We start from the raw sequence: 24,869 nt of genomic DNA, 5'->3' as shown, positions 1-24,869 counted from the left end.
CGCCGCGAGGCCCGCGAGCGCGTCCGGCCGCTGGCCGAGGAGCTGCTGGCCGCCGTTCGGCCGTTCCGGCGGCACGACCGGCCGGTGCGGATCGCGCTGTCGGGCGGCCGCGACAGCCGCCTGATCGCCGCCGCCTGCCACGCCGCCGGGGTGCCCTTCTACGGCGCCGCCCACGGCCTGGCCGACAGCCCCGACGTGGTGCTGGCGCAGCGGGTCGCCGCCGCGCTGGGCGCCGAATGCGAGGTGACGGTCGACAGGCAGCGGTCCGGCGCGGTCGTCGTGCGGCACCCGCTGCGCCGCGCCCACGCGCTCGTACGCATGTGCGAGGGCATGAACTCCGCCTACGAGGGCGTCAACGGGTGGGCGCCCTTCGACCCCGAGCCGCGCACCTCCGGCTCGGGCGGGGAGCGGCTGCGCGGCGGCTTCCTCACCGACCAGCGCGACCTGAGCCCCGAGGGCGTCCGCGCCCGGCTCAAGACGATCTTCCTGGCGCAGGAGGAGTTCCTCAGCGCCGACGCCAACGCCTACGCCCGCCGCTACTACGACGAGTGGTGCGACCGTTACCAGCGTGACGGCCTGGACGTGCTCGACAAGCTGCACATGTTCTACAAGACCGGGCGCTGGCTGGCGGGCTCGCACACCGCGACGCTGATGAACTGGGCCTACTACCACCCGTTCCTGGACGACCGGGTGGTGCGGGCGGCGCTGGCGCTGCCGGTGGAGTGGCGGCTGAGCGAGGAGCCGGTGGCGCTGGTGATGGAGGCGTTCGCCCCGCAGCTGCGGGACGTGCCGTTCGAGGGCAGGCGCTGGCGGTTCGAACGCGGCCGGCCGCGGTCGCTGCGCGAGTGGCCCGCCTGGCGGCGCCGCGCCACCCCGCCCGGCACGGGCGCCGCCGGGTTCAACTGGCGCAAGTCCTACGGGCCGGAACTGGCCGACATCTTCCGCGAGCGCATCCTGGACGGGCCGCCGGAGCTGTTCTCGATCCTGGACCGCGCCGCGGTCGAACGGCGCCTGGCCGAGGTGCCGCCGCGCCGCCCGGGGCAGAGCTGGAACCTGCTCACCCTGGCGGTGCTGCTGTCCGGCGCCTGGCGCGAGCCCGAACCGGCCGACCTGCCCGATGTCGAGGTCCCCATCCGGACCTGACCCGCCCCGCACCCCGGCCGCGCCCTCCCTACCGTCCGGTAGCACTTTGCGCATGTCACCGCGCCCGTGCCGGCGGGCGCGTCACCCGGGCGGGGGAGGCGCGGCCACCTTTGTTTCACGCCCGCCGGTGTCGGGCCGCGGCCCCCCCATTCGATAGGGTCGGCAGGTGGGGGAGAGCACCCCGGACCCAGGAAGATCAGCGGCCCGGACCGACGCCCGGGCGCGTCCACGAGGTACGAGGAGAGCGGTTCCGTGACCATCCGAGTAGGCATCAACGGGTTCGGCCGGATCGGCCGCAACTTCTTCCGCGCCGTGCTGGCGAGCGGGGCCGACATCGAGGTCGTGGCGGTGAACGACCTGACCGACAACGCCACCCTCGCCCACCTGCTGAAGTACGACAGCATCCTCGGCCGGCTCGGCGAGGAGGTGAAGGCCACCGCGGACGAGATCGCCGTCGGCGGCCGCACCATCAAGGCGTTCGCCGAGCGCGACCCGAACAACCTCAAGTGGGGCGACCTCGGCGCCGACGTGGTGGTCGAGTCCACCGGCCTGTTCACCGACGCCACCAAGGCCAAGGTGCACGCCGACAACGGCGCCAAGAAGGTCATCATCTCGGCGCCCGCCAAGAACGAGGACGTCACCATCGTGATGGGCGTCAACGACGGCGACTACGACCCCGCCAACCACACCATCATCTCCAACGCGTCCTGCACCACCAACTGCCTGGCGCCGATGGCCAAGGTCCTGCACGACACCTTCGGCATCGAGCGCGGCCTGATGACCACCATCCACGCCTACACGCAGGACCAGAACCTGCAGGACGGCCCGCACAAGGACCTGCGCCGCGCCCGCGCCGCCGCGCTCAACATCGTCCCGACCTCCACCGGCGCCGCCAAGGCCATCGGCCTGGTGCTGCCGGAGCTGAAGGGCAAGCTGGACGGATACGCGCTGCGCGTGCCGATCCCCACCGGCTCGGCCACCGACCTGACCGTCAAGCTGGCCCGCGAGGCCACGGTCGAGGAGGTCAACGCGGCGCTCAAGGCCGCCGCCGAGGGCCCGCTGCGCGGCGTGCTGACCTACACCGAGGACCCGATCGTGTCCGCCGACATCGTCACCGACCCCGCGTCCTGCATCTTCGACGCCGGGCTGACCAAGGCGATCGACGACCAGATCAAGGTCGTCGGCTGGTACGACAACGAGTGGGGCTACTCCAACCGGCTGGTCGACCTGGTCAAGCTGGTCGGCGGGCAGCTCTGACCGCCCCGTCCCACGACCGCGCCTCCCGCCGCGCGCCCGGCGGCCGTCAGGGCACCGGGCGCGCGGCGGACGCCTGTGAAAAGGACATCCACTGCGATGCGCACCATTGACGATCTCGATGTCGCCGGGCGGCGGGTGCTCGTCCGCTCGGACCTGAACGTGCCGCTGGCCGACGGGAAGATAACCGACGACGGGCGGATCCGGGCGAGCGTGCCGACCATCGAGGCGCTGCGCGACCGGGGCGCCCGGGTCGTCGTCTGCGCCCACCTGGGCCGCCCCAAGGGCGAGGTGAAGCCCGAGTTCTCCCTCGCCCCCGTCGCCGCCAGGCTCGGCGAGCTGCTCGGCACCGACGTGCGGTTCGCCTCCGACGTCGTCGGCGACTCGGCCCGCGCCATCGCCGAGGGCCTGGCCGACGGCGAGGTGGCGCTGCTGGAGAACCTGCGCTTCGAGCCCGGCGAGACCAGCAAGGACGACGCCGAGCGCGGCGCGTTCGCCGACCGGCTCGCCGCCCTCGCCGAGCTGTACGTCGGCGACGGGTTCGGCGCCGTGCACCGCAAGCACGCCAGCGTCTACGACGTGCCGCAGCGGCTGCCGCACGCCGCCGGGGGGCTCATCGCCGCCGAGGTCGACGTGCTCAAACGGCTCACCGAGGACGTCGCCCGCCCGTACGTGGTGGTGCTGGGCGGCTCCAAGGTCTCCGACAAGCTCGGCGTCATCGACAACCTGCTCGGCAAGGCCGACCGGATCCTCGTCGGCGGCGGCATGGTGTTCACCTTCCTGGCCGCCCAGGGCCACGAGGTCGGCAAGAGCCTGCTGGAGCACGACCAGCTCGACACCGTCCGCGAGTACCTGCGCCGCGCCGAGGAGTCCGGCGTGGAGATCGTGCTGCCGGTGGACGTGGTGGCCGCCACCGCGTTCGCCGCCGACGCCGAGCACTCGGTGGTGCCCGCCGGAGGCATCCCCGCCGACCGGCTCGGCCTGGACATCGGCCCCGCGTCGGGCAAGCTGTTCGCCGCCAAGCTGGCGGGCGCGGGCACGGTCTTCTGGAACGGCCCGATGGGCGTGTTCGAGATGGAGCCGTACTCGCACGGCACCCGCGCCGTCGCCCAGGGGCTGATCGACTCCGGCGCGTTCACCGTCGTCGGCGGCGGCGACTCGGCCGCGGCCGTGCGCGGGCTCGGCTTCGACGAGAGCGCCTTCTCGCACATCTCGACCGGCGGCGGCGCCAGCCTGGAATACCTGGAGGGCAAGACGCTGCCCGGCCTCAACGCTCTGGAGGACTGACCCGATGGCGCCCGCGACCTCTTCCCGCAAGCCGCTGATGGCCGGCAACTGGAAGATGAACAACACCCACCTCGAGGCCATCAAGCTGGTGCAGCAGCTCGGCTTCACCCTCAAGGAGCCCGACTACGAGGCCGTCGAGGTGGTGGTGCTGCCGCCGTTCACCGCGCTGCGCTCGGTGCAGAGCAGCGTCGAGATGGACAAGCTGGGGCTGCGCTACGGCGCGCAGGACGTCTCGCCGCACGCCTCCGGCGCCTACACCGGCGAGATCTCCGGCGCCATGCTGGCCGCCCTCGGCTGCTCCTACGTCGTCGTGGGGCACTCCGAGCGCCGCCAGTACCACAACGAGGACGACGCGCTGGTGAACGCCAAGGTCAAGGCCGCCTTCGCCAACCAGGTCACCCCGATCGTGTGCGTCGGGGAGGGGCTGGAGGTGCGCAAGGCGGGCGAGCACGTGGCGTACACGCTCGCCCAGGTGGACGGCGCGCTGGAGAAGATCCCCGCCGAGCAGGCCCGGTCGGTCGTCATCGCCTACGAGCCGGTGTGGGCGATCGGCACCGGCGAGGTCGCCACCCCGCAGGACGCGCAGGAGGTGTGCGGCGCGATCCGCGGCCGCCTCGCCGAGCTGTACGACGGCGACGTGGCCGACCAGGTGCGCGTGCTGTACGGCGGCTCGGTCAAGAGCGGCAACGTCGCCAAGCTCATGAAGGAGCGGGACGTGGACGGCGCGCTGGTGGGCGGCGCCAGCCTGGACGCCGGCGAGTTCGTCAAAATCTGCCGGTACCGGGACCTGCCCGCCTGAGAACCGCCTCGATTGCGGATCGATTCGGCAACGACATGCGGATTCTCGCCGAACCAGCCGGTAATCCGTCGTACCCTTCGTACGTGACGGGTAAACCGCTCGGCTCGTACCATGTCCTGTCCGTGTAACCGTTCGAGAACACGCCCCGTGCGGCGGGGCGGCCAGAGAAGGCGCTGAAACGTGATCATCGCAACGTCCGTCGTGCTCGCCATCACCAGCGTGCTGATGGTGATCCTCGTCCTGATGCACAAGGGCAAGGGCGGGGGCCTGTCCGACATGTTCGGCGGCGGTATCAGCTCGTCGCTGGGCGGCTCGTCGGTGGTCGAGCGCAATCTCGACCGGCTGACCATCGGCGTCGGGGTGATCTGGTTCGCCTCGATCGTCGTGCTCGGGCTGCTGTTCAAGAGCAAGGGCGTCGGCTGAGCGGGCCCGGACCCGAGACACCGGCCGTCGCGCCACCGTGCCGCGCCCGTCCCGGAGGGCGCGGCACGCGGCGGCATTCCAGCGAGCGGCAGAATCAAGCGAGGAGTTAGTCCGTGGGTAGTGGCAACGCGATTCGGGGCAGCCGGGTTGGGGCCGGTCCGATGGGAGAGGCCGAGCGCGGGGAGGCGGCCCCCCGCGTCTGGGTCAGCTTCTACTGCGCCAACCGGCACGAGGTGCGCCCCAGCTTCGCGACGGACGTCGCCATTCCCGACACGTGGGACTGCCCCCGCTGCGGGTTCCCCGCGGGGCAGGACCGCGACAACCCCCCGGCCCCGCCGAAGACCGAGCCGTACAAGACGCACCTGGCCTACGTGAAGGAGCGGCGCAGCGACGCCGACGGCGAGGCGATCCTGGAGGAGGCCCTCGCCAAGCTCCGCGAGAAGCGGGCCGCCGTCAAGGCCGCCATGGAGTCCGCGGGACGCAGCTGACCGCACGGTCCGCGCCCCCGTGACGTCCCACGGCCCGGGTCCCCGAAGGAGGGGCGCCGGGCCGTTCGCATGCCCGCGCCCGCCCGGGGACCGGAGGGTTCCGCGGGGACGGCCTTTGCGCGACGATCGGGGCCATGAGCAATGCGATCTTCGCCCGGTTCTTCGATCTGGTGGCGGGACGGGCCGAGGCGCGCGGCCACGCCGAGCTGCGCCGCGAGCTGCTGGCCGGGCTGACCGGCCGGGTCGTGGAGGTGGGGCCCGGCAACGGGCTGAACTTCCGGCACTACCCCCGGGGCGTCACCGAGGTGCTCGCCGTCGAACCGCAGCCGTACCTGCGGGGGAAGGCGGCCGAGGCGGCGCGCTCGGCGCCGGTCGAGGTCCGGGTGACCGACGGCACCGCCGAGCACATCCCGCTCGGCGACGCCGGCGCCGACGCGGTCGTGGTGTCCGGGGTGCTGTGCTCGGTGTCCGTCCCCGCCGCCGCGCTGGCGGAGTTCCGCCGGGTGCTGCGGCCGGGCGGGCGGCTGCGCTTCTACGAGCACGTGCGCGCCGACGGCGGCTGGGGGCGCCGCCAGGACCTCGTCGACCCGGTGTGGTCGCGGCTGATGGGCGGCTGCCACGCCAACCGCGACACGGTGGCGGAGCTGCGGCGCGCCGGATACCGCATCGAGAGCTGCCGCAGGCTGGTGTTCCCGCGCGAGGCCCGGTGGTCGGTGGTCGCCCCCCGCGTCATCGGCACCGCCCTGCCGCCGGCGTGACCCCGGCGGCCCGCGGCGCCGTGAGCGGCGGGGACGTCGCCGTCTAGGATGGGACGCACGCGACTGGCGCAGTCAAGGTGGAGTCGACCACCGGGGAGCGTACGTAGTCCGCACACCGCGCGCCTGGGTGTACGGGCCCCCGTCGGCCGGGGGTGCCCGCACCGCGCCTCCGGCGTTGGAACAGCGCGGAGGATGTCATGCACGATCCGGCCATCGCCCGACTGCGGGACCAGGATCCGGCCGTCGCGGACCTCGTGGAGGCCGAGGCGCGCCGCCAGTACGAGAAGGTCCGGCTGATCGCCTCGGAGAACTACGTGTCGCCCGCCGTCCTGGAGGCCACGGGCAGCGTCCTGACCAACAAGTACTCCGAGGGCTACACGGGCCGCCGCTACTACGAGGGCCAGCAGTACATCGACCCGATCGAGCTGCTGGCCGTCGAGCGGGCCAAGCGCGTCTTCGGCGTCGAGCACGCCAACGTGCAGCCGTACTCGGGGTCGCCCGCCAACCTCGCCGTCTACATGGCGTTCCTGGAGCCCGGCGACACCGTCATGGGCATGTCGCTGCCGATGGGCGGCCACCTCACGCACGGCTGGTCGGTGTCGGCGACCGGCAAGTGGTTCCGGCCCGTCCGCTACGGGGTGCGCGCCGACACCGGCCGCATCGACCTGGACGAGGTCCGCGACCTGGCCCGCCGCGAACGGCCCAAGCTGATCTGGTGCGGCGGCACCGCCATCCCGCGCACCATCGACTTCGCGGCGTTCGCCGAGATCGCCCGGGAGGTCGGCGCGGTGCTGGCCGCCGACATCGCCCACATCGCGGGGCTGATCGCGGGCGGCGCGCACCCGTCGCCGGTCGGCCACGCCGACGTGATCTCCACCACCACGCACAAGACGCTGCGCGGCCCGCGCGGCGCCATGATCATGACGACGGAGGAGCACGCCAAGGCCGTCGACAAGGCCGTCTTCCCCGGCCTGCAGGGCGGGCCGCACAACCACACCACCGCGGCCATCGCGGTGGCGCTGGAGGAGGCGGCCCGGCCGGACTTCGCCGACTACGCGCATCAGGTCGTCGCCAACGCCCGGGCCCTGGCCGCCGCGCTCGCCGAGCGCGGCTTCGACCTGGTGTCCGGCGGCACCGACAACCACCTGATCCTGATCGACCTGACCGGCCGGGGCGTGCCCGGCAAGCCCGCCGCGCAGGCCCTGGACCGGGCGGGCATCGAGCTGAACTACAACACCGTGCCGTTCGACCCGCGCAAGCCGTTCGACCCGTCCGGGCTGCGGCTGGGCACCGCGGCGATCACCACGCGCGGCCTCACCGAGGGCGAGATGCCGCGGATCGCCGCCTGGATCGACGAGGTCGTCCAGGCCGCGGCCAAGCAGGACGACACGGCGCTGGACCGCGTCGCCGGGGAGGTCCGCGAACTCATGGCCGCCTACCCGATGCCGGGCTGGGCGCCCGCCCCCTGACCGGCGTCCGGGACGGCGCGGGCGAGCACCAGGATCATCCGCCACGCCTCCGGATCGGTGACGGGCACGTCGCCGAAGTCGCCGTAGCGGGCCACGACGCGCAGCGCCCCGGACAGGCGCACGGCGGCCTCCACCTCGGTCGCCGACCAGAACCGGTACGGCACCACGTCGCGGACCACCCGGGTCGCGGCGCCCTCGGTGACGGTGACCGTGACGTGGTCGTCGGAGATCTGGGTGACCGGGTCGAGGCGGTCGGTGGGCTCGCCCCACCGCACCGTGACGTGCACGCCGCCGCGTTCCACCGTCCACCCGGTGCTGACGCTCGGCTCGTCGGACAGCCGGTCGCGGGGGTGCGACATCTCCACGATGTACAGGCCGCCGTCGGCCAGGTGGGCGGCGGCCCGGTCCAGGTGGGCGGTGAACGCGTCCAGCGTCATCAGGTGGGACGTGGAGTCCAGCATGGTCACCACCAGGTCGAACCGGCGGCCGAGCGCGAAGGAGGTCATGTCGTCCCGCACGACGCGCAGGCCGACCCCCTGGCGCTCGGCGGCCCGCTCGGCGTAGGCGCACATCGCCGGGTTGATGTCCAGGGCGGTGGCCGCGATGCCGCGCCGGGCGAACTCGCGGGCGTGCTCGGCGGGTCCGGCGGCCAGCTCCAGCACGGTGCGGACCGGCCCGCCGCGGCGGTGCCGCGCGCACCAGGCCAGCAGCGCGTCCACCTCGGCGGGCACGTCCCGGAACCCGCACGCCAGCTCGTACACCCGTGGTTCGTCGTAGATGCCGCTCACCCGCGCCATCCTGCCAGCCCGGCGGGGGCCGGGGCGGCGCGACGGCGGGGCCGGGCGGCCGCTACGCCCTCTGGCGGGCGAGCGAGCCGCCCGCGGGGGCGGACGGGGCGGTGCCGCGGCCGTCCAGGCGCAGCCGCACCTCGGCGACGCCGGGTTCGCCGGTGCGCCGGACCCGGCCGCCCAGCGAGGCCAGCAGCCGCAGCGTGCGCCGGTTCTCGGTCAGCGTCGTCGCCCGCAGCTCCACCAGCCCGCGTTCGCGGCCCAGCACGACCAGCAGTTCGGTCAGCGCCCGGCCGAGGCCGCGGCCCTGCCAGGCGTCCTCCACCAGGAACGCCAGCTCGGCCACGCCCGGGTCCAGCACGTGGATCAGGTGCGCCAGCGCCAGCAGCGACCCGTCGGGCCCCTCGGCGACCAGCGTCAGGCCGTGCGCGGGGTCGCCGAACGACTCGATCGCCCGCGGGGGAGGGGCGGGCTTGGCGCTGAAGTAGCGCATGCGGCGCGACTCCACCGAGCAGCGCTCGTGCAGCTCGCGGACGGCGTCGGCGTCCCCGGGCCGGATGGGCCGCACGACCACCCGCGTCCCGTCGCGCAGCGCCACGGTGCGGGACGCCGGCTGCGGGGACGGCGCGGGCAGCGCCGCCCGCACCAGCGCGTCCGCGCGGGCCGCCTCGGTGGCGGTGAACGGCAGGCCGAACCGGCGCAGCCGCACGGCGCGGTGCTCGCCGATCGGCACGGTCAGCACGTCGGGCGCCCCGTCGTCGTCGGCGGGCGCGGTACTCCAGGACGCCTCGTGGGCGCGCAGCAGGTCGGCCAGCACCTCCGGCAGCGCCCGCGGCTCGGCGCGCAGCTGCGCCGCCAGCGCCAGCGCCCGGGTCGGCTCGTCCACCAGCTCGTGCGGGCGCGCGGGGACCACCGTGGTGCGCGCCCCGCCCGCCGCGCCGAGCGCCTCGGCCAGCGCCCGCTGCGGTGCGGCGTCCGCCCCGCCGGGGACGCTGACCACGAACTCGTCCACCACGCCGCGGGTGTCCACCTGCACCGACAGACCGAGGATGTTGGCGCCGTGGCGGGCCAGCGCGGCGGTCAGCAGGGCCAGGCGGCCGGGCCTGTCCTCGATCTCGGTGCGGATGCGCAGCAGCGGCATTGGAACGATCCCTTCCGCGGTCGGGGAGCGGGGCGCCCCCCCAGGGTGGCCGACGCCTGTTACGCGGCCGCTACGCCGGGGTGAGCTGCCGGTTTCGTCGGGGTTCGTCCGGCCCGGGGCGCCGGTCCGGCCCCCGGCCGCCGGGCGGGCGCCGGCCGCCGCCGCGGGCCCGCCGGCAAAGCCCCGGTCGACTCCGCAATTCGCCGCCGGGATTTGGATCATGGGGGGCGAAGCCGATGCGGCAGGTGGCGGCATTGGGATGCGTCGATATTTTGTTTCGGTCTCCGGGCGATTTCACACTCGTTCTCCATTGCCTGTTGACTGGTGCTGTCAGAACAAGACAATCTCTGCGACATGGAGTGCACCGGTATCAGGGATGGCCGCAGATGACCTGGATGGAGGCGACGGCGCACGCCCGGACCGCGCACCCCGCCGAGCCCGGCGGCCGGACCGGCCGCAGGCGCGCGGACGCGCACGGAAACGGGTCGGCGTGAGAACCGGCGGCCGGCCGCAGGTCCGGCCGCGGCGCGGTTCCGGCGCCGGAGGCGACGCCGGATCGGACACCGGAACCGAAAGCCGAATACGGCGCGCCGCGGCGGTGGAACGCGACGCGGAACTGCTGCGCAAAGTGCGGGAGCGGCGGCTGCGCTCGGTCCTTTCGGCGGCCGCGGGTACGCGCGCGTACCGGAAAAGCGCCGGCATCATGCGGCAGGGCGCCGAGGACACCGCCGGCCATTCCCCGTGGGCGGCATTGAGCGAGGTCCCCCTTCTCGGCCGCGGCCGCAGGCGTCCCGACGCTGCGGACGCCGCCGTCATCGCGCACCCGCGCGCGGCCGCGGCCGAACGCGCCGCCATCGACCGCCGCCTGTTCGACGCCCTCGGCCTGCCGCCGTCGTTCACCTGCACCGTCGTCGTGCCGTGGCGCGAGCCGCCCGCCTCGGGGCCCGGCCTCTACGACCCGCGGGTCCGGCGCCGGCGGCTGGGGCTGCGCGAGGCCGAGGTGCTGCTGGCGGCGGGCGGGCGGCTGGGCGACCTGCTCGTCGGCACCCCGTCGGTGTGCGCGGAGCTGGCCGCGGCGGCCGCCCGGGCGGGCACCGAGGTGGCGCTCGCCTCGTCGTGGGACCTGCCCCGGCCGACGCGCGCCCTGCTGGGCATCGACCACGGCGGCCCGCCGGAGGCCCCCGCCGAGCTGTACGCCGTGGCGGAGATGGCGGCGCCGGTCGCCGTCCGCTACCCCGACTGCCCGGCGATGCACGTCAACGCCGACGCCGTGCACGTCGAGGTGCTGCATCCGGCGACCCGGCGCCCGGTGCCGACCGGCACCGCCGGCCTGCTGGTCCTCACCGACCTGCTGAACACCGCGATGCCGTTCGTGCGCTGCGTCGTCGGCGACGTCGGCGTCCTGCTGGAGACCGGCGGGCCCTGCGCGTGCGGCCGCGTCACCCCCCGGCTGCTGCTGCTCGGCCGCGCCGCCGCGCCCGACTCGGTCACCGCCCGGCTCACGGTCGACGCCGGGCCGCGCGGTGTCGTGCGCCACCTGCGGCACGTCCCGGACGAGCTGCGCGACCGGCTGCCCGACGGCGGGCTGTGGCTGTCGGCGGCCGAACGCCATCCCCTGGCCGCGTGGGCCGACCGCGTCCCGATCACTACGCCGCCTACAGGAGCCCTGATGTCCGAACCCGATGCCCCCGTCCAACGTCCGGTCACCTCGATCGACGGGCGGGACGCGTGAACACCCTGCGCGTCTCGGTGTTCACCGCCCCGGGGTCGGCCGCGGACCTGTCCGACCGGGTCGCCGCGGCCCTGGAACGGCGCGCCGACCTGCTGCGCGCCGGGGTGGCCGTGCGCTGCTACCAGGCGCCGGACATGCTGCTGGGCCGCCATCTGGTCATGGCCGAGCTGACCGTCCGCGGCTGGCGGCCGATCGAGGCCGCGGTGTGCGGGGGCGACGCGGCCGCGGTGGTCGAGCGGTTCACCGGCGAGCTGGTGGAGCGGATCGCGCTGTGCGCCTACGATCCGCCGCGGGCCGCCGAGAAGGTCAGCGAGAACGAGCTGCGCGCCGTCGGCGGCCTCGACGTGTTCGACGTGCGGTCCTACCTGGGCGAGCCGCTGGACCCGGCGGCCTGGCCGTTCCCGCGCTACGACCCGGACGCCCCGGTCGACTGGACGCTGGCCGACGACCTGGTCACCGGCCGTCCGGTGTACCTGCCGGTGGCGCTGTGCACGGCGCGGCCGGGCCGCTCGCCCGGCGTGCCGCAGTGGTGCGAGCCGACCACCGACGGCACCGCGGCCGGCCGCGGCCGGGCGGTGGCCACCGCGCACGCGGTGCGCGAGCTGTACGAGCGGGACGCCCTGCGCCTGGCCTGGTTCACCGGCTCCCCGCTGCGCCCGGCCCGCGAGCCGGCCTGGTGGCGCGGCGACCGGGCGGCCGACGAGGCGGCCGGATGGCGCACCGAGTTCTTCACCGGCGCCACCCGGCTGGGCGTGCCGCTGTGGGTGGCGCTGACGCGGCACCGCCGCTCGCCGCTGTACGCCATCGGCAGCGCCTGCGACGAGGACTCCGAGGACGGCCTGCGGCACGCGCTCGAGGAGGCCCTGCGGGGCCGCATGTACCCCTGGCTGCGGCGCGGCGCCCGCTTCCGGCACGTGCAGCCCGTCCGCGCCTTCGGCGACCACGGCGACTACTACAGCGACCCCGAGCGCATCGGTGAACTGGACGTGCTGTTCCCGCGTCGGATGACGCAGGCGGTGCCCGCCGCCGGGGGCGCGTCCGTGCCGGGACAGGGGCTGCGGCGCGGGCCCGTCCCGGGGAACGGCCGCCCGGCCCGGCCGGACGAGGGCGCGCACGTGCCCGACCTGCCGGTGGAGGGGCTGGGCGGCGCCGTCCGCCTGCGCCTGCTGCGCGGACGGGACCTGGAGGTCGTGCGCATCCTGCATCCGCGGCTGCAGCCGGTCGAGTCCGCCCACGCGGCGGCGCGGCTGGTCGGCTGGGCCCGCACGAGCGCGGCGCGCCGCGCCGGGCTGCGCGCGGCCCCGGCCCCCTTCGCCGAGCCGCCCGCCCCGGCGGGCCTGGCGGGGCCTGAGCGGGGGCCGCGCGGGCGCCGCGGTCAGGTCTGATCGCCTTCGACGAACCGGGTGAGCAGAGCGGCGAACTGCCGCCGCTCCTCGTCGGTCCAGTCCCGCATGGCCTGGTCGAAGTACCTGCGCCGGGTCCGGCGGGCCGCGTCGACGACCCGGCGTCCGGCCTCGGTCGGCTCCAGCCGGATGCGGCGCCCGTCGCGCTGCGAGGCGACGCGCCGCACGTACCCGGTGCGGACGGCCTCGGCGACGATCCGCGCGACCTGGGCGCGGCGAGTTCGGCGGTGTTCGCGGCCCGGATGGCCGGCACCGCGGCGGGGATGGCGGTGTTCGGGGGCGTCCTGTCGGCGCGGTTCGCCGCCGAGGCCGGGCGGTACGTCCCGGCCGGGTCCGTGCCCGCCTTCGACGACCTGACCCGCCCCGAATTCCCGGACGGCCTGTCCGCACCGGTGCGCGCCGGCGTCGCCGGGGCGTTCGCGCACGCGTACACGGTGCTGTTCGCGACGGCGCTCGTCCCGGCGCTGGCGGGCCTGGCGGCCGCCCTGCTGCTGCGCGACGTGCCGCCGGCGGCGCGCAGGCCCCCCGGCGCCGAGGCCCCTACTTCACCTCGCGCCGCATCAGCCGGACCAGGCCCGCGAGCAGAGGGATGAGCAGCCACACCACCAGCGATGTTCCGGCCCGCGCCCACTCCTCCCAGGTGACCCCCTCCTCCAGGAGGGGGTCGAGGGTGCGGTTGGTGTCCAGCCAGCCCGCCGCCTTGTCGAGCGCGTCGACCGTCTCGGTGAGCACCGACCATGCGGTCGGCAGCGCGAAGTACAGCACGATCGCCAGCGGCGAGTTCATGAACAGCATCCCGAACGCCACCCCGGAGAACACCGCGATGACCGCGAACAGCGCCGTCGTGGCCACCCGCGACGGCGCGATCGTCCACGCCCCGTCCGACCGGCCCAGGACCTCGGCCAGGCCGCGGCCGACCGCCGCCACGGCCAGCGCGGTCGCGACGAACACCGCGCCGAGCAGCGACCCGGCCGCCAGCTTGGCCGACACCACCCGGTGCCGCCCGGGGACCAGCGCGAACGTGGTCAGCGTGGTGCGCTGCGACCACTCCTGGGTCACCGACAGGATGCCCAGCACCGGCAGCAGCAGCGACACCCCCGTCAGCGCCGCGGAGAAGAACCCGGCCAGCGTCCGCTCCTCCTCGGGCGCGGCGAACAGCATCACCGGCGTCATCGCCGCGGCCGTCAGCGCGATGAGGATCAGCAGCCAGCGGCCCGACCGGGTGTCGGTCATCTTGCGCAGCTCGACCAGCGTCAGCCGGCCCAGGGACGGGCGGGGAGGCTCGCTCTCCACGGCGGGCCGGGCGGTGGCGGTGCTCATCGGACGGCCTCCTCGGCCTTCCCGGTCGCGCCCGCCGGGGCGGACGGCGCCGCCGCGGCGGTGAGCGACAGGAACAGCTCCTCCAGCCCGCCTCCGTCGGCCTGGCGGAGCTCCAGCAGCACGACGCCGGCGCGGGCGGCGGCCCGGCCCACCGCGCCGGCGTCGGCGTCCACCAGGAACGCGCCGTCGCCGGCGGTCCGGAACGCCAGGCCCGCGCCGGTCAGCGCCGCGCCCAGGGCACCCGGGTCCTCCCCGCGGACCCGGGTGCCGCCGTGCCGCGACAGCAGCTCCTCCTTGGCGCCCTGCGCCGCGATCCGCCCGCCGGCGATCACCACGAACCGGTCGGCCACCGCCTCGACCTCCCGCAGCAGGTGCGACGACAGCAGGACGGTGCCGCCGCGCCCGGCGAAGTCGCGCAGCAGCGTGCGCATCCAGTAGATGCCCTCGGGGTCCAGGCCGTTGGCCGGCTCGTCCAGGATCAGCACGCTCGGGTCGCCCATCAGCGCCTGCGCGATGCCCAGCCGCTGGCGCATGCCCAGCGAGTAGCCGCCCACCCGGCGCCGCGCCGCCTTGGCCGGCAGCCCGACCACCTCCAGCATCCGGTCCGCCCGCGCCGGGTCCACGCCCAGGATCTGCGCGGTGAGCCGCAGCGTCTCGCGGCCGGTGCGGCCCGCGTGCTGCGCGCCGGCGTCCAGCAGCACGCCCACGTGCCGCCCGGGGTTGGCGATGCGCCGGTACGGGACGCCCTTGACGGTCGCCGACCCCTCCGTCGGCGGCGTCAGCCCGCAGATCATGCGCATGGTGGTGGACTTGCCGGCCCCGTTGGGGCCGAGGAACCCGGTGACGGTGCCCGGCGCGCACGTGAACGACACGTCCGCGACCGCGGTCACGTCCCCGTACCGCTTGGTCAGACCCTCGACTTCGATCATGCGGCCCAGGCTGCCCGGCGCGGACGGGGCGCCGCGTCGGCCGAAGGTCGACGAGGGCGCGACCGAAGTCGGCGCCCTTCCGCGACCTCGGCGGCGCCCCGCCGGTCAGGCCGGCGGCGCCTCCCCCTGCGGCCGCCGCCGGTCGGCCGTCCGGTCGGCGACCACGACCAGCGCGGCGGCCGCCGCCAGGCCCGCGCCGATCCAGCCGACCGAGACCAGGCCCGCGCCGGCGTCGAGGGCGGCGCCGGCGAGCGCCGGAACGAGGCTGATGCCGAGCTGGAACGCCGAGACGGCGGTGGCCCCGGCGAGCGTCGGCGCCTGCGCCGCGATGGCGAACACCCGCCGGTAGATGGCCGGGTTGAGCACGAATCCGGCGATCCCCAGCAGCAGGACGAGGGGGACGACGGCCGCCGCGTGCCGGGCGAGGAGCGCGAGCAGGACCGAGCAGACCGCCGTCCCGACCGTCCCGGCCAGCAGGGCGTGGAAGGGCCGCCCGTCGGCGATCCTGCCCCCGATGGACAGGCCGGCGAAGGCGCCGACGCCGAACAGCATGAGGACCGCGGGGATCCAGACCTCGGGGACGCCGGTGAGGTCGGTCAGGAACGCGGCGAGGTAGTTGAACGTGATCATGTAGGCGGCGGTGCTGAGCACGGTGACGGCGTACACCACCCACAGCCGGGGCCGCCGCATCGCGCGCAGCTCGGCGCGCACGCTGGGTTCGGCGTTCGCCCTCGTCGCGGGCACCCCCAGGACGGTCAGCACCGCTCCGGCGGCGGTGAGGGCGACCACGCCCCAGAACCCGCCCCGCCATCCGGTGAAGTGGCCGAGCAGCGCGCCCGCCGGGCCGCCGGCGATCATCGCGAGGCTGAGCCCGCTGACGACGACCCCGGAGGCGCGTGCGGTGCGGTCCGGCGGGACGAGGCCGACCGCGGTGACCGCCGCGACCGCCCAGAACCCCGCGTAGGCCAGGCCGCACAGGAAGCGGGTCGCCAGCAGCACCGGGTGGTCGTCGGTGAGCAGGCCGGTCGCCACGGAGGCGGCGAACAGGGCCTGGGCCGCCGTCAGCGCGGTGCGCCGCGGCCACCGCAGGGTCAGCACGGCCAGGGGAGGACCGCCGACGACGACACCGGCGGCGAACGCGGAGATCAGGGCGCCGGCGGAGGCCAGCGAGACGTCCAGGTCCGCGGCGATCGCCGGCAGCACCCCGGCGAGCAGGAACTCCGCGCTGCCCATCGCGAACAGGCTGAACGACAGCAGATGGACACCGAGCGGCAGCCTCCCGCGGGACACCGGTGCCGTGCGCCGTGCGGTTTCGACGGTCACCGGCCCGCACCGTCCCGCGGCGCGCCGGGCGCGTCGGCCGTCCCCGCGGCGGCGGCCGCGGCCCGATGCCGCCGGACGGCGTTGTCGACGTCCTCGTCCAGCAGGTCGGCGTTGAGGGCGAACGCGGCGGCGGCCCCCATGCCGGCGGCGGTGACGACCTGCGCGCGCGGGTCGACGACGTTGCCGGCGGCCCAGACGCCGGGGACGCTGGTGCGGCCGGTGCGGTCGGCGGCGATCCGGCCGTCGCCGTCCCTGGCGCAGCCCAGCCCGGCCAGCAGCTCGTCGCGGGGAACCATGCGGGGGACGAGGAACGCGGCGGCCCGGGGGACCACCCGGCCGTCGGCGAGCGCGATGCCGCGCAGCCGGTCGTCCTCGACGACCAGATGCTCGATCTCGCCCTCGACCATGCGCAGGCCGCGCGCCTGCAGCCGTTCCCGGTCCGCCGCGGTCGGCTCCAGGGTGTGCGGGAAGAAGACGACGTCGTCGCTCCACTGGCGCAGCAGCAGGGCCTGGTGCACCGCCGCGGGGCCGGTGCCGAGGACGGCCAGGGGCCGGTCGCGGACCTCGTAGCCGTGGCAGTAGGGGCAGTGCAGCAGGTCCCTGCCCCAGCGTTCGCGCACGCCCGGAATGTCGGGCAGCTCGTCGCGCAGCCCGGTCGCGACCAGGACGCGGCGGGCCCCGATCACCGGTCCGCCCGCCAGGCGGACGCGGAAGCCGCGGTCGACGGCCTCCACCCGCCCCCGGACGAGCCGGACGCCGTACCGGGCGACCTCGGCGCGGCCGAGGTCGAGCAGCGTCGCGGGGGGCAGGCCGTCGCGGGACAGGAAGCCGTGCATGTGCGCGGCGGGCGCGTTGCGGGGGTCACCGGCGTCGATCACGGTCACCCGGCGGCGGGCACGGCCCAGGACCAGGGCGGCGTTCAGGCCGGCCGCTCCGGCGCCGACGACCACCACGTCGCGGATCTCGTCGGCCGCCTCGTTCGCGGTTTCGTTCACTGCGATCACCTCCGGGCCCGAGGGTGCGTCCCCCGGTGGCGGACCGGCAACTTCTGTTGCCGTTTCCGGGACGCGGGAGGTGGAATGGCGGCATGGACGACCACGACCCGATCTCCGCCACGCTCGCCCAGGTCGGCCCCCGCCTCAAACGCATCCGCACCCGGCGCGGGATGACCCTGGCCGCGCTGGCCGAGGCCACCGGCATCTCCAAGAGCACGCTGTCGCGACTGGAGTCCGGCCAGCGCCGCCCGAGCCTGGAACTGCTGCTGCCCATCGCCCAGGCCCACCGGGTGCCGCTGGACGAACTGGTCGGGGCGCCGGAGGTCGGCGACCCGCGGGTCCGCATCCGGCCCCGCGTCCGCAACGGCCGCACGGTGATCCCCCTGACCGTCCACCCGGGCCCGCTGCAGGCCTGGAAGTCGATCATCCCGGCCGAGCAGAACCGGCCCGAACCGTGCACGCACGAGGGCTACGAGTGGCTGTACGTCCTGTCCGGGCGCCTTCGGCTCGTCGTGGCCGACCACGACCTGATCATGGGGCCGGGCGAGGCGGCCGAGTTCGACACCCGCCTGCCGCACTGGTTCGGCGCCGCCGGCGACTCGCCCGTGGAGGTGCTCAACCTGTTCGGCCGCCAGGGCGAGCGCGTGCACGTCCGCGCCGGACCCCGCTCCCGGCGGGCCGGCGCGCCCTGACGCGGCGCCGCTAGGACGGGTCGGCCAGGCCGGCGTCGTGCACCAGCAGGGCGATTTGCACGCGGTTGTTGAGGTCCAGCTTGGTCAGCAGCCGCGACACGTACGCCTTGACCGTCGCCACGCTCAGCGACAGCTCCCGGCCGATCTCGCCGTTGGTCTTGCCCTGCCCGACCAGCAGCGCCACCGCCCGCTCGCCGTCGCTGAGCCGGTCCAGCAGCGCCCGCGCCCGGGCCTGCCGCGGATCCACCCCGGCGGCCTCGGCGACGTAGGCCATCATCCGGCGCAGCACCGCCGGCGACAGCATCGGCTCCCCGGCCGCCACCTGCCGGATCGCCCGGACGATGTCCGGCGGCGGGGTGTGCTTGAGCAGGAAGCCGCTGGCGCCCGCGCGCATCGCCCGCAGGATGTGGTCGTCGGTGTCGAACGTGGTCAGGATGATGACCTCGGGCGGGTCGCGGCGGGCGCGCAGCCGCTCGGTCGCCGCCAGCCCGTCCAGCCGCGGCATCCGGATGTCCATGAGCACCACGTCGGGGCGGTGCTCGTTGACCGCGGGGATCACCTCGCTGCCGTCGGCCACGTCCGCCACGACCGCGATGTCCTCGGCGCCGGACAGCATCATGGACAGGCCCGCCCGGACCAGCGCGTCGTCGTCCACGATCAGCACGCGTATGGGGGCAGTCACGCCGATCACCTTACGGGTCGCCGCGCGTGCGGCGGTCACCGCGACGGCAGCGGGAGCCAGGCCCGCAGGACGAAGTCGTCTTCGGGGGTGCGGCCGTGCTCCAGGCGCCCGCCGACCAGCTCGGCGCGCTCGCGCAGCCCGATCAGCCCGGCCCCCGCGCCGGGCAGCGCGCCGGCGGCCCGGCCCGCCGGCAGCGGGTTGACGATCTCGATGGCCAGGCCCGACTCGGCGGCGGCCAGCCGCACCCGCACGCGGCACCCGGGGGCGTGCTTGCGCGCGTTGGTGAGGCCCTCCTGCACGACCCGGAACGCGTGCCGCCCCACGCTCGTGGGGACGGACCCGGGGTCGGGGACGCGGTCGTCGAAGGTGATGGGCGTCCCGGCGCGGCGCGACTCCTCGACCAGGGCCGGGACGTCGGTCAGCGTCGGCTGCGGCTGTTCGGCGTCGGCGCCGTCGTCGCGCAGCACGCCGATCACCTCCCGCAGGTCCTCCATCGCCTCGTAGGCGCAGCGGCGGATCACCCCGGCCGCCTCCCGCTGCCGCTCGGTGGCGCCCTCCCCGAACTCCAGCGCCCCCGCGTGCACCGCCAGCAGCGAGATCCGGTGCGCCAGCACGTCGTGCATCTCCCGGGCGATCCGCTCGCGCTCCAGGTGCCGGGCCTCCTCCACGCGCATCTGGTGCTGCATTTCGGCCTGCAGGGCCCGCTCCTTCCACGACTCGATCAGCTGGCGGCGGGACCGCACGAGCATTCCGGCCGCCACCAGCACGGCGATGCCCAGCAGGAACACCGCCAGCGTCTCCCAGTACTCCCGCTCGGACCGCCAGGTCGAGGCCGTGAACGCCAGCGTGATGAACGTCGCCTCCGCCCCGGCGACGGTGACCGCGACCCACCAGAACCGGTGCACCGCGACGGTGAACAGCATCAGCCCGAGCGGCCCCAGCACGGCCGTGGAGAACAGCTGCCCCACCATGAACAACGCCCAGAGCGGCAGCGGCCAGCGGCGGCGCAGCAGCAACAGCAGCGCCAGCGCCGCACCGCCGAACGCGAGCTCGGTGGACACGGGGTAGGCGTCGGGGTCGGAGCGGGCGCCCAGCACCAGCAGGAAGCCCAGCAGGGCCGCGGCGGCCGTGACGGCGACGTCGTAGAGCCATTCGCGGGTGGATCGGCGCAGCACCACCCGACCCAACCTACCCACCGGTCGGCGGGCCGCCCATGTCCGCCGGTCGACGCCGGCATCGACTTTGGTCTATCCGGCCGGCCCGTCCGCCGCCGGCGGGGACACGACGGCGCCGGGCCTTCCGCGGGAGAAGACCCGGCGCCGTTGACGACGGCCGCCGTTACGGCGAGCTGAGGCGCTCCATGCCGGGCGGCAGCTGGGCCGCGGCGGCCCGGTCGAGCAGGAACAGCGTGCGCCGCCGTCCCCGGGCGCCCGCGCCGGGCACCTGGATCGGACCCGCCTCCGACAGGGCCAGCCGCACCGCCGGGGCCTTGGCCTCGCCCGCCGCGATCACCCACACCTCGCGGGCCGCCCGGATGGCGGGGAAGGTCAGCGAGATGCGGGTCGGCGGCGGCTTGGGCGCGCCCCGCACCGCCACGACCGTCCGCTCCTCCTCGTACAGGGCGGGCATCTCCGGGAACAGCGAGGCCACGTGCGCGTCCGGCCCGAGCCCCAGCATCAGCACGTCGAACGACGGCACCGGCCCGTGGTCCTCGGGCCGGGCCGCGGCGCGCAGTTCGGCCGCGTACCGGTCGGCGGCCGCCTCGGGATCGGCGCCGTCCGGGCCGTCGGTGGACGGCATCGGCCGCACCCGCGCCGGGTCCACGTCCACGTGGTCCAGCAGCGCCTTGCGGGCCCCGGTCTCGTTGCGCTCGGGGTCGCCGGACGGCAGGAACCGCTCGTCCCCCCACCAGATGTCCAGCGCCCGCCAGTCGATGGCGTCGCGGGCGCGGCTGGCGGCCAGCTCGGCCAGCACCGCGGTGCCCACCCCGCCGCCGGTCAGCACGATCGACGCCGAGCCGCGCGCGGCCTGCACGTCCACCAGCCGGGTCACCAGGCGGGCCGCCACCGCCCGGGCCAGCAGCTCCTGGTCGCGGTGGACCAGCACGCCCGGGGTGCTCATGTCGCCTCCGGGTCCGGCGTCTGCGCCGGGGCCGGGGCCTGCGCCGCGGCGGATTCCGCGCGCCCCTTGCCGGCGGCCAGGTCCTTGGCGAACCGCACCGCCGCCTCCCGGTACACCTCGTCGGGGTCGAGGCGCCGCAGCTCCTCGGCCAGCAGCTCGGGCATCGGGCGGCGCAGCAGGGCCACCTGCCGGTCGGGCTGCCCGGGGCGCCGCAGCGTGGCCACCCGCCCGTCGGGGCGGCAGATCTCGATGTCGCCCCGGCCGGTGGCCAGCCGGACCCCGGTGATGCCCGGGCCGTCCGAGGTGCTCCGCGACACCGGCACGCCCAGCCGCACCGACAGCCAGGCGGCCAGCAGCTCGGCGCTGGGGCTGTCCGGCTCGGCCGTCACCTCCCCGGCGGTGATCTCGTCGTGGTCCTGGTCCAGCGCGGCCGCCAGCAGCGACCGCCAGGACGTCAGCCGCGTCCAGGCGAAGTCGGTGTCGCCGGGGGAGTACCTTTCGGCCAGCCGCGCCAGCGTGCCGAGCCGGTCGCGGGCGGCGTAGGAGTCGGTGACGCGGCGCTGCGCGAGCCGGCCCAGCGGGTCGCGGCTGGGCGCCTCGGGCACCCGGCCGCCCGGCCACCACGTCACGACCGGGGTGTCCGGCATCAGCAGCGGGGTGACCACCGAGTCGGCGTGCTCGGCCAGCGGGCCGTACATGCGCAGCAGCACGGTCTCGCCGGGGCCGGTCTCGCCCATGCGGATCTCGGCGTCCAGCCGGGACGAGCTGCCGCGCGCGTCCCGGGAGATCACCGTCAGCACCCGGCAGGGGTGCTCGCGGGACGCCTCGGTCGCCGCGCGCACGGCGTCGTACTGCGCCGACTCGTCGGTCACGATGATCAGGGTGAGCACCATGCCGACCGCCGGACCGCCCATCAGGTGCCGGGCCTGCGTCAGCGCGTCCTGGATGCGGCGCGTGGTGGTGTCGGCCAGATCGATGTTCATCTCTTAGAGTCGCCTCCATGCGCGCCCGTCGCGCGCCATCAGCTCGTCGGCGCTGTCGGGCCCGTACCCGCCGGACTTGTACTGGTCGATCGTGGGCTGGCCGGCCCAGTACTCCACCACCGGGTCCAGGATCCGCCAGGACAGCTCGACCTCCTCCTGCCGCGGGAACAGCGGCGGGTCGCCGATCAGCACGTCCAGCAGCAGCCGCTCGTAGGCCTCGGGGGAGGACTCGGTGAACGACTCGCCGTAGGCGAAGTCCATGTTCACGTCCCGCACCTCCATCGAGGAGCCCGGCACCTTGGAGCCGAACCGCACCGTGATGCCCTCGTCCGGCTGCACCCGGATGACCAGGGCGTTCTGCCCCAGCTCCTCGGTGTCGGTCTCGGAGAACGGCAGGTGCGGCGCGCGCTGGAACAGCACCGCGACCTCGGTGACCCGGCGGCTGAGCCGCTTGCCGGTGCGCAGGTAGAACGGCACGCCGGCCCAGCGCCGGTTGCCGATCTCCAGCTTGACCGCGGCGTAGGTCTCGGTGCGCGAGTCGGCGGGGATGCCCTCCTCCTCCAGGTAGCCGCGCACCTTCACGCCGCCCTGCCAGCCGGCGGCGTACTGGCCGCGGGCGGTGGCCAGCGCCAGGTCGCCGGGGATGCGCACCGCCGACAGCACCTTGGCCTTCTCGGCCCGCACCGCCTCGGCGCTGAAGGAGGTGGGCGGCTCCATCGCGGTCAGCGCCAGCAGCTGCAGCAGGTGGTTCTGGATGACGTCGCGGGCGGCGCCGATGCCGTCGTAGTACCCGGCCCGGCCGCCGATGCCGATGTCCTCGGCCATCGTGATCTGCACGTGGTCGACGTACGACCGGTTCCAGATCGGCTCGAACATCTCGTTGGCGAACCGCAGCGCCAGGATGTTCTGCACGGTCTCCTTGCCGAGGTAGTGGTCGATCCGGAAGATCGACTCCTCGGGGAAGACGCGGTGCACGGTGTCGTTGAGCTCGATCGCGCTGGCCAGGTCGTGGCCGAAGGGCTTTTCGATGACCACCCGCCGCCACGACCCCGCCGACCGCTCCGCCAGCCCGGCGGCCTGCAGCTGCTCGACCACCTGGGGGAAGAACTTCGGCGGGATGGACAGGTAGAAGGCGTAGTTGCCGCCGGTGCCGCGGGTCTGGTCCAGCTCCTTGAGCGCCATCGCCAGCGCCTCGAACGCGCCCGGGTCGCTGAACTCGCCGGGCACGAAGTGGATGCCCTCGGCCAGGTGCCGCCAGACGTCCTCCCGGAAGGGGGTGCGGGCGTACTGCTTGACCGAGTCGTAGGCGATCTGCCGGAAGTCCTCGTGCTCCCAGGCCCGGCGGGCGAAGCCCACCAGCGAGAAGCCCGGCGGAAGCAGCCCCCGGTTGGCCAGGTCGTAGATGGCGGGCAGCAGCTTCTTGCGCGACAGGTCTCCGGTGACTCCGAACAGAACCAGGACACAGGGCCCGGCCACCCGGGGGAGCCGCTTGTCCCGCGGGTCCCGGAGCGGGTTGTGTGCGATGGTCACGTGGCGGCCCTCTCTTCCCGCGTCGTGCCGTGGACCGTTCCTGCCCACTGATTCATCCTGCTATCTCCCGTGGCCGCGCGCGTTCCCCGGGTTCCCCCCGTACGCGGGCCGTCGTGTTCGGTCGCATCTTGGGTCGGATGTCGGCTTGCGTGTCGTGGTACGTGCGCTCCCGGTCCGTGCGCTCGATCACCTGCGCAAGGTGCACCTGTGCTCGGTGTACCTGTGCTCGGTGTACCTGTGCTCGGCCAGGACGAGCTCATGCCCCTCCCCGGGCGAGTTCGAGCAGCCGGGCCAGGCCCGACCGGCGGTCCTGCAGATGCAACCGGACCACCGGGCGGCCGCCGCGGCGCGCCGCCCGTGCCGCGGCCAGTGCCCGCGCCGACTGCGCGGCGCCCAGCCCGCGAGGCCGTCCGGCGACCGGCACGTCCCGTGCGGCGTTTCCGGTCAGCATCAGGTAGACGCCCCGCTCGCGGCGATCATTCCCGGTCGCCGGGAGCCGGCGGCCCCAGGTCACCGTCACGGGCCGGGAGGTGCGCGCGGCCAGCAGCCCGGCCAGCCGCCTGACCTGCGCGCCCTGCCCGTGCCGGCGGTCGGGGTCGAGGAAGGCGACGATCGCCAGATGCCCGTCGTCGGTGACCCGCCAGGCCAGCGCGTCCAGCAGGGCGGGCAGGTCGGCGCAGGCGGCCAGGTCGGGGTCGGCGGTGTGCGCCGCCACGGCCGCGTCCCCGTGCCCGTCGACGAAGACCGGCTCGCCGGCGGTATCCGGGGCGGCGGCCTCGTCGTCGGCGGGGTCGGCGGCGGGGTCGGCGGCGGGGGAGGCGAGCGGGTCCTCGCCCAGCAGGTGCCCGGCCACGGCCGCCGCGTACTCCCACACCGCCAGCTGCGCGGCGAGCGGCCCGGACACCGTGACGTCGTCCTGCCGCGGCCGCCCGTCCACGGTCACCAGGAACAGGTCGTCGTCGGGCAGCACCGGCAGGCCGCCGTGCTGCACGACCGGAAGCAGCCGCCCGTGCGTCGCCCCGGCCAGCATGGGGGCGATCCAGTCGGCCAGCTCCGGAGGGGCCGCCGAGTACCCGCCCAGCACGACCGTGCCGCGGCCCGCGCGCGCCGTGCCGCCCAGGACCGCGCCCAGCACCAGGCCCGGGTTGTTCTCCGGACGGGTCAGGGCGGGCAGCACCGCGGTCGCCGCGTCCAGCACCGCCGCCACGTCCGCCCCGGCCAGCCCCGCGGGGACCAGCGCGTACGGCGACAGCGCCCCGAACACCGTGGGCGACGGGGCCTCGACCACCTCGTGGCCCGCCTCGGCGGCCAGCTTGGCGGACCGGCTCCCGGCGGGCGCGACCGTCACGAACCGCCGCGCCGTCTCGGCCGGGGACAGCCCCAGCTCCCCGAACAGCGCCGCGAACGCCCCGCACAGGGCGCCGGTGTCGGGGTCGTCCCCGCACACGACGACGAGGGTGCGGCCGAGCCGCCCGCGGTCGGCGGCCAGCCGCGCCACCGGCCCCGGGTCGCCGCCGTCGAACACCGTCAGCGGGCCGCCGCCCTCCGCCGGCCGCCCGGGCGGCTCGCGCCCGGCGAGCCAGTGGCGGACGATCACATCGGCGGCGCG

25 protein-coding genes and 1 riboswitch are annotated in these 24,869 nt (G+C 75.4%); of the genes, 12 read left to right on the top strand and 13 right to left on the bottom strand.

What is annotated here, in order from left to right; translation table 11 throughout:
- The 8 genes from ABD879_RS25025 to ABD879_RS24990 form a co-directional block, all read left to right on the top strand.
- Positions 1-1,143, top strand: a 1,143-nt coding sequence (locus tag ABD879_RS25025; RefSeq protein WP_345024053.1) for an asparagine synthase-related protein, incomplete at its 5' end; no start/stop codon positions are given.
- Between the two features lie 252 nt (positions 1,144-1,395).
- Positions 1,396-2,400, top strand: coding sequence for a type I glyceraldehyde-3-phosphate dehydrogenase (gene gap, locus ABD879_RS25020; RefSeq protein WP_345024052.1), 1,005 nt, complete (start codon positions 1,396-1,398; stop codon positions 2,398-2,400).
- 96 nt (positions 2,401-2,496) lie between these two features.
- On the top strand, positions 2,497-3,684 hold the full coding sequence (locus ABD879_RS25015; RefSeq protein ID WP_345024050.1) for a phosphoglycerate kinase: 1,188 nt from the start codon (positions 2,497-2,499) through the stop codon (positions 3,682-3,684).
- A gap of 4 nt (positions 3,685-3,688) precedes the next feature.
- Positions 3,689-4,483 carry a triose-phosphate isomerase gene (tpiA, locus tag ABD879_RS25010; protein WP_345024049.1) on the top strand — a complete coding sequence of 265 codons (795 nt, stop codon included), beginning with the start codon at positions 3,689-3,691 and terminating at the stop codon, positions 4,481-4,483.
- 180 nt (positions 4,484-4,663) lie between these two features.
- Positions 4,664-4,906, top strand: a complete 243-nt coding sequence (gene secG, locus ABD879_RS25005; protein ID WP_345024047.1) for a preprotein translocase subunit SecG — start codon at positions 4,664-4,666, stop codon at positions 4,904-4,906.
- 113 nt (positions 4,907-5,019) lie between these two features.
- On the top strand, positions 5,020-5,394 hold the full coding sequence (locus ABD879_RS25000; protein WP_345024046.1) for an RNA polymerase-binding protein RbpA: 375 nt from the start codon (positions 5,020-5,022) through the stop codon (positions 5,392-5,394).
- Positions 5,395-5,528: 134 nt separating this feature from the next.
- Entirely contained in the window at positions 5,529-6,152 is a 624-nt protein-coding gene (locus tag ABD879_RS24995) for a class I SAM-dependent methyltransferase (RefSeq protein ID WP_345024045.1), read from the top strand.
- A gap of 49 nt (positions 6,153-6,201) precedes the next feature.
- Positions 6,202-6,288: riboswitch (ZMP/ZTP riboswitch) on the top strand.
- Between the two features lie 61 nt (positions 6,289-6,349).
- Positions 6,350-7,621 carry a serine hydroxymethyltransferase gene (locus ABD879_RS24990; RefSeq protein ID WP_345024044.1) on the top strand — a complete coding sequence of 424 codons (1,272 nt, stop codon included), beginning with the start codon at positions 6,350-6,352 and terminating at the stop codon, positions 7,619-7,621.
- Here the strand turns inward: ABD879_RS24990 and ABD879_RS24985 are convergent.
- Together ABD879_RS24985 and ABD879_RS24980 are read right to left on the bottom strand one after the other, a co-directional pair.
- Positions 7,588-8,418, bottom strand: a complete 831-nt coding sequence (locus tag ABD879_RS24985) for a class I SAM-dependent methyltransferase (RefSeq protein ID WP_345024043.1) — start codon at positions 8,416-8,418, stop codon at positions 7,588-7,590. The genes ABD879_RS24990 and ABD879_RS24985 overlap by 34 nt on opposite strands.
- Before the next feature lie 52 nt (positions 8,419-8,470).
- Positions 8,471-9,550 carry a GNAT family N-acetyltransferase gene (locus ABD879_RS24980; RefSeq protein ID WP_345024042.1) on the bottom strand — a complete coding sequence of 360 codons (1,080 nt, stop codon included), beginning with the start codon at positions 9,548-9,550 and terminating at the stop codon, positions 8,471-8,473.
- A gap of 598 nt (positions 9,551-10,148) precedes the next feature.
- Here ABD879_RS24980 and ABD879_RS24975 point away from each other — a divergent pair.
- On the top strand, positions 10,149-11,282 hold the full coding sequence (locus ABD879_RS24975) for a phenylacetate--CoA ligase family protein (RefSeq protein ID WP_345024041.1): 1,134 nt from the start codon (positions 10,149-10,151) through the stop codon (positions 11,280-11,282).
- On the top strand, positions 11,279-12,667 hold the full coding sequence (locus ABD879_RS24970; RefSeq protein WP_345024040.1) for a YcaO-like family protein: 1,389 nt from the start codon (positions 11,279-11,281) through the stop codon (positions 12,665-12,667). Before ABD879_RS24975 ends, ABD879_RS24970 begins: the two co-directional genes overlap by 4 nt.
- Here the strand turns inward: ABD879_RS24970 and ABD879_RS24965 are convergent.
- Positions 12,658-12,852, bottom strand: coding sequence for a hypothetical protein (locus tag ABD879_RS24965; protein ID WP_345024039.1), 195 nt, complete (start codon positions 12,850-12,852; stop codon positions 12,658-12,660). The two genes, ABD879_RS24970 and ABD879_RS24965, sit on opposite strands and share 10 nt — an antisense overlap.
- Before the next feature lie 75 nt (positions 12,853-12,927).
- Here ABD879_RS24965 and ABD879_RS24960 point away from each other — a divergent pair, with 75 nt between their 5' ends.
- Positions 12,928-13,278 carry a hypothetical protein gene (locus tag ABD879_RS24960; protein ID WP_345024038.1) on the top strand — a complete coding sequence of 117 codons (351 nt, stop codon included), beginning with the start codon at positions 12,928-12,930 and terminating at the stop codon, positions 13,276-13,278.
- On the opposite strand, the gene ABD879_RS24955 is transcribed toward ABD879_RS24960, so the two are convergent.
- The 4 genes from ABD879_RS24955 to ABD879_RS24940 form a co-directional block, all read right to left on the bottom strand.
- Positions 13,226-14,005 carry an ABC transporter permease gene (locus tag ABD879_RS24955; protein WP_345024037.1) on the bottom strand — a complete coding sequence of 260 codons (780 nt, stop codon included), beginning with the start codon at positions 14,003-14,005 and terminating at the stop codon, positions 13,226-13,228. The genes ABD879_RS24960 and ABD879_RS24955 overlap by 53 nt on opposite strands.
- Complete coding sequence (locus ABD879_RS24950; protein ID WP_345024036.1) at positions 14,002-14,934, bottom strand: ABC transporter ATP-binding protein; 933 nt, start codon at positions 14,932-14,934, stop codon at positions 14,002-14,004. Before ABD879_RS24950 ends, ABD879_RS24955 begins: the two co-directional genes overlap by 4 nt.
- 105 nt (positions 14,935-15,039) lie before the next feature.
- Positions 15,040-16,257: a Cmx/CmrA family chloramphenicol efflux MFS transporter gene (locus tag ABD879_RS24945; RefSeq protein WP_345024034.1), complete on the bottom strand. Its 1,218-nt coding sequence runs from the start codon at positions 16,255-16,257 to the stop codon at positions 15,040-15,042.
- Complete coding sequence (locus tag ABD879_RS24940; protein WP_378272741.1) at positions 16,254-17,258, bottom strand: NAD(P)/FAD-dependent oxidoreductase; 1,005 nt, start codon at positions 17,256-17,258, stop codon at positions 16,254-16,256. The genes ABD879_RS24945 and ABD879_RS24940 overlap by 4 nt, the downstream gene beginning before the upstream one ends.
- A gap of 86 nt (positions 17,259-17,344) precedes the next feature.
- On the opposite strand from ABD879_RS24940, the gene ABD879_RS24935 reads away from it, so the two are divergent.
- The gene (locus ABD879_RS24935; protein ID WP_345024032.1) at positions 17,345-17,944 is read left to right on the top strand and encodes a helix-turn-helix domain-containing protein; all 600 of its coding nucleotides are present in this window, start codon (positions 17,345-17,347) and stop codon (positions 17,942-17,944) included.
- Positions 17,945-17,954: 10 nt separating this feature from the next.
- On the opposite strand, the gene ABD879_RS24930 is transcribed toward ABD879_RS24935, so the two are convergent.
- The 6 genes from ABD879_RS24930 to ABD879_RS24905 all read right to left on the bottom strand — a co-directional run.
- Complete coding sequence (locus ABD879_RS24930) at positions 17,955-18,626, bottom strand: response regulator transcription factor (RefSeq protein WP_345024031.1); 672 nt, start codon at positions 18,624-18,626, stop codon at positions 17,955-17,957.
- 35 nt (positions 18,627-18,661) lie between these two features.
- The gene (locus tag ABD879_RS24925) at positions 18,662-19,804 is read right to left on the bottom strand and encodes a sensor histidine kinase (protein ID WP_345024030.1); all 1,143 of its coding nucleotides are present in this window, start codon (positions 19,802-19,804) and stop codon (positions 18,662-18,664) included.
- Positions 19,805-19,964: 160 nt separating this feature from the next.
- Positions 19,965-20,747 (bottom strand): 6-phosphogluconolactonase, encoded by a 783-nt coding sequence (pgl, locus tag ABD879_RS24920; protein WP_345024029.1) that lies wholly within the window; start codon positions 20,745-20,747, stop codon positions 19,965-19,967.
- Positions 20,744-21,730, bottom strand: coding sequence for a glucose-6-phosphate dehydrogenase assembly protein OpcA (locus tag ABD879_RS24915; RefSeq protein WP_345024028.1), 987 nt, complete (start codon positions 21,728-21,730; stop codon positions 20,744-20,746). The genes pgl and ABD879_RS24915 overlap by 4 nt, the downstream gene beginning before the upstream one ends.
- 3 nt (positions 21,731-21,733) lie before the next feature.
- Positions 21,734-23,260, bottom strand: coding sequence for a glucose-6-phosphate dehydrogenase (gene zwf / locus ABD879_RS24910; RefSeq protein WP_345024027.1), 1,527 nt, complete (start codon positions 23,258-23,260; stop codon positions 21,734-21,736).
- A gap of 256 nt (positions 23,261-23,516) precedes the next feature.
- Positions 23,517-24,869: glucose-6-phosphate isomerase (locus ABD879_RS24905; RefSeq protein ID WP_345024026.1), on the bottom strand; the 1,353-nt coding region annotated here is incomplete at its 5' end.

Source organism: Actinomadura keratinilytica (assembly GCF_039539665.1).
GTDB classification, from domain to species: Bacteria; Actinomycetota; Actinomycetes; order Streptosporangiales; family Streptosporangiaceae; genus Spirillospora; species Spirillospora keratinilytica.
Note: the sequence above shows the minus strand (reverse complement) of the source record. Positions and strands in the feature narration are given on the sequence as shown.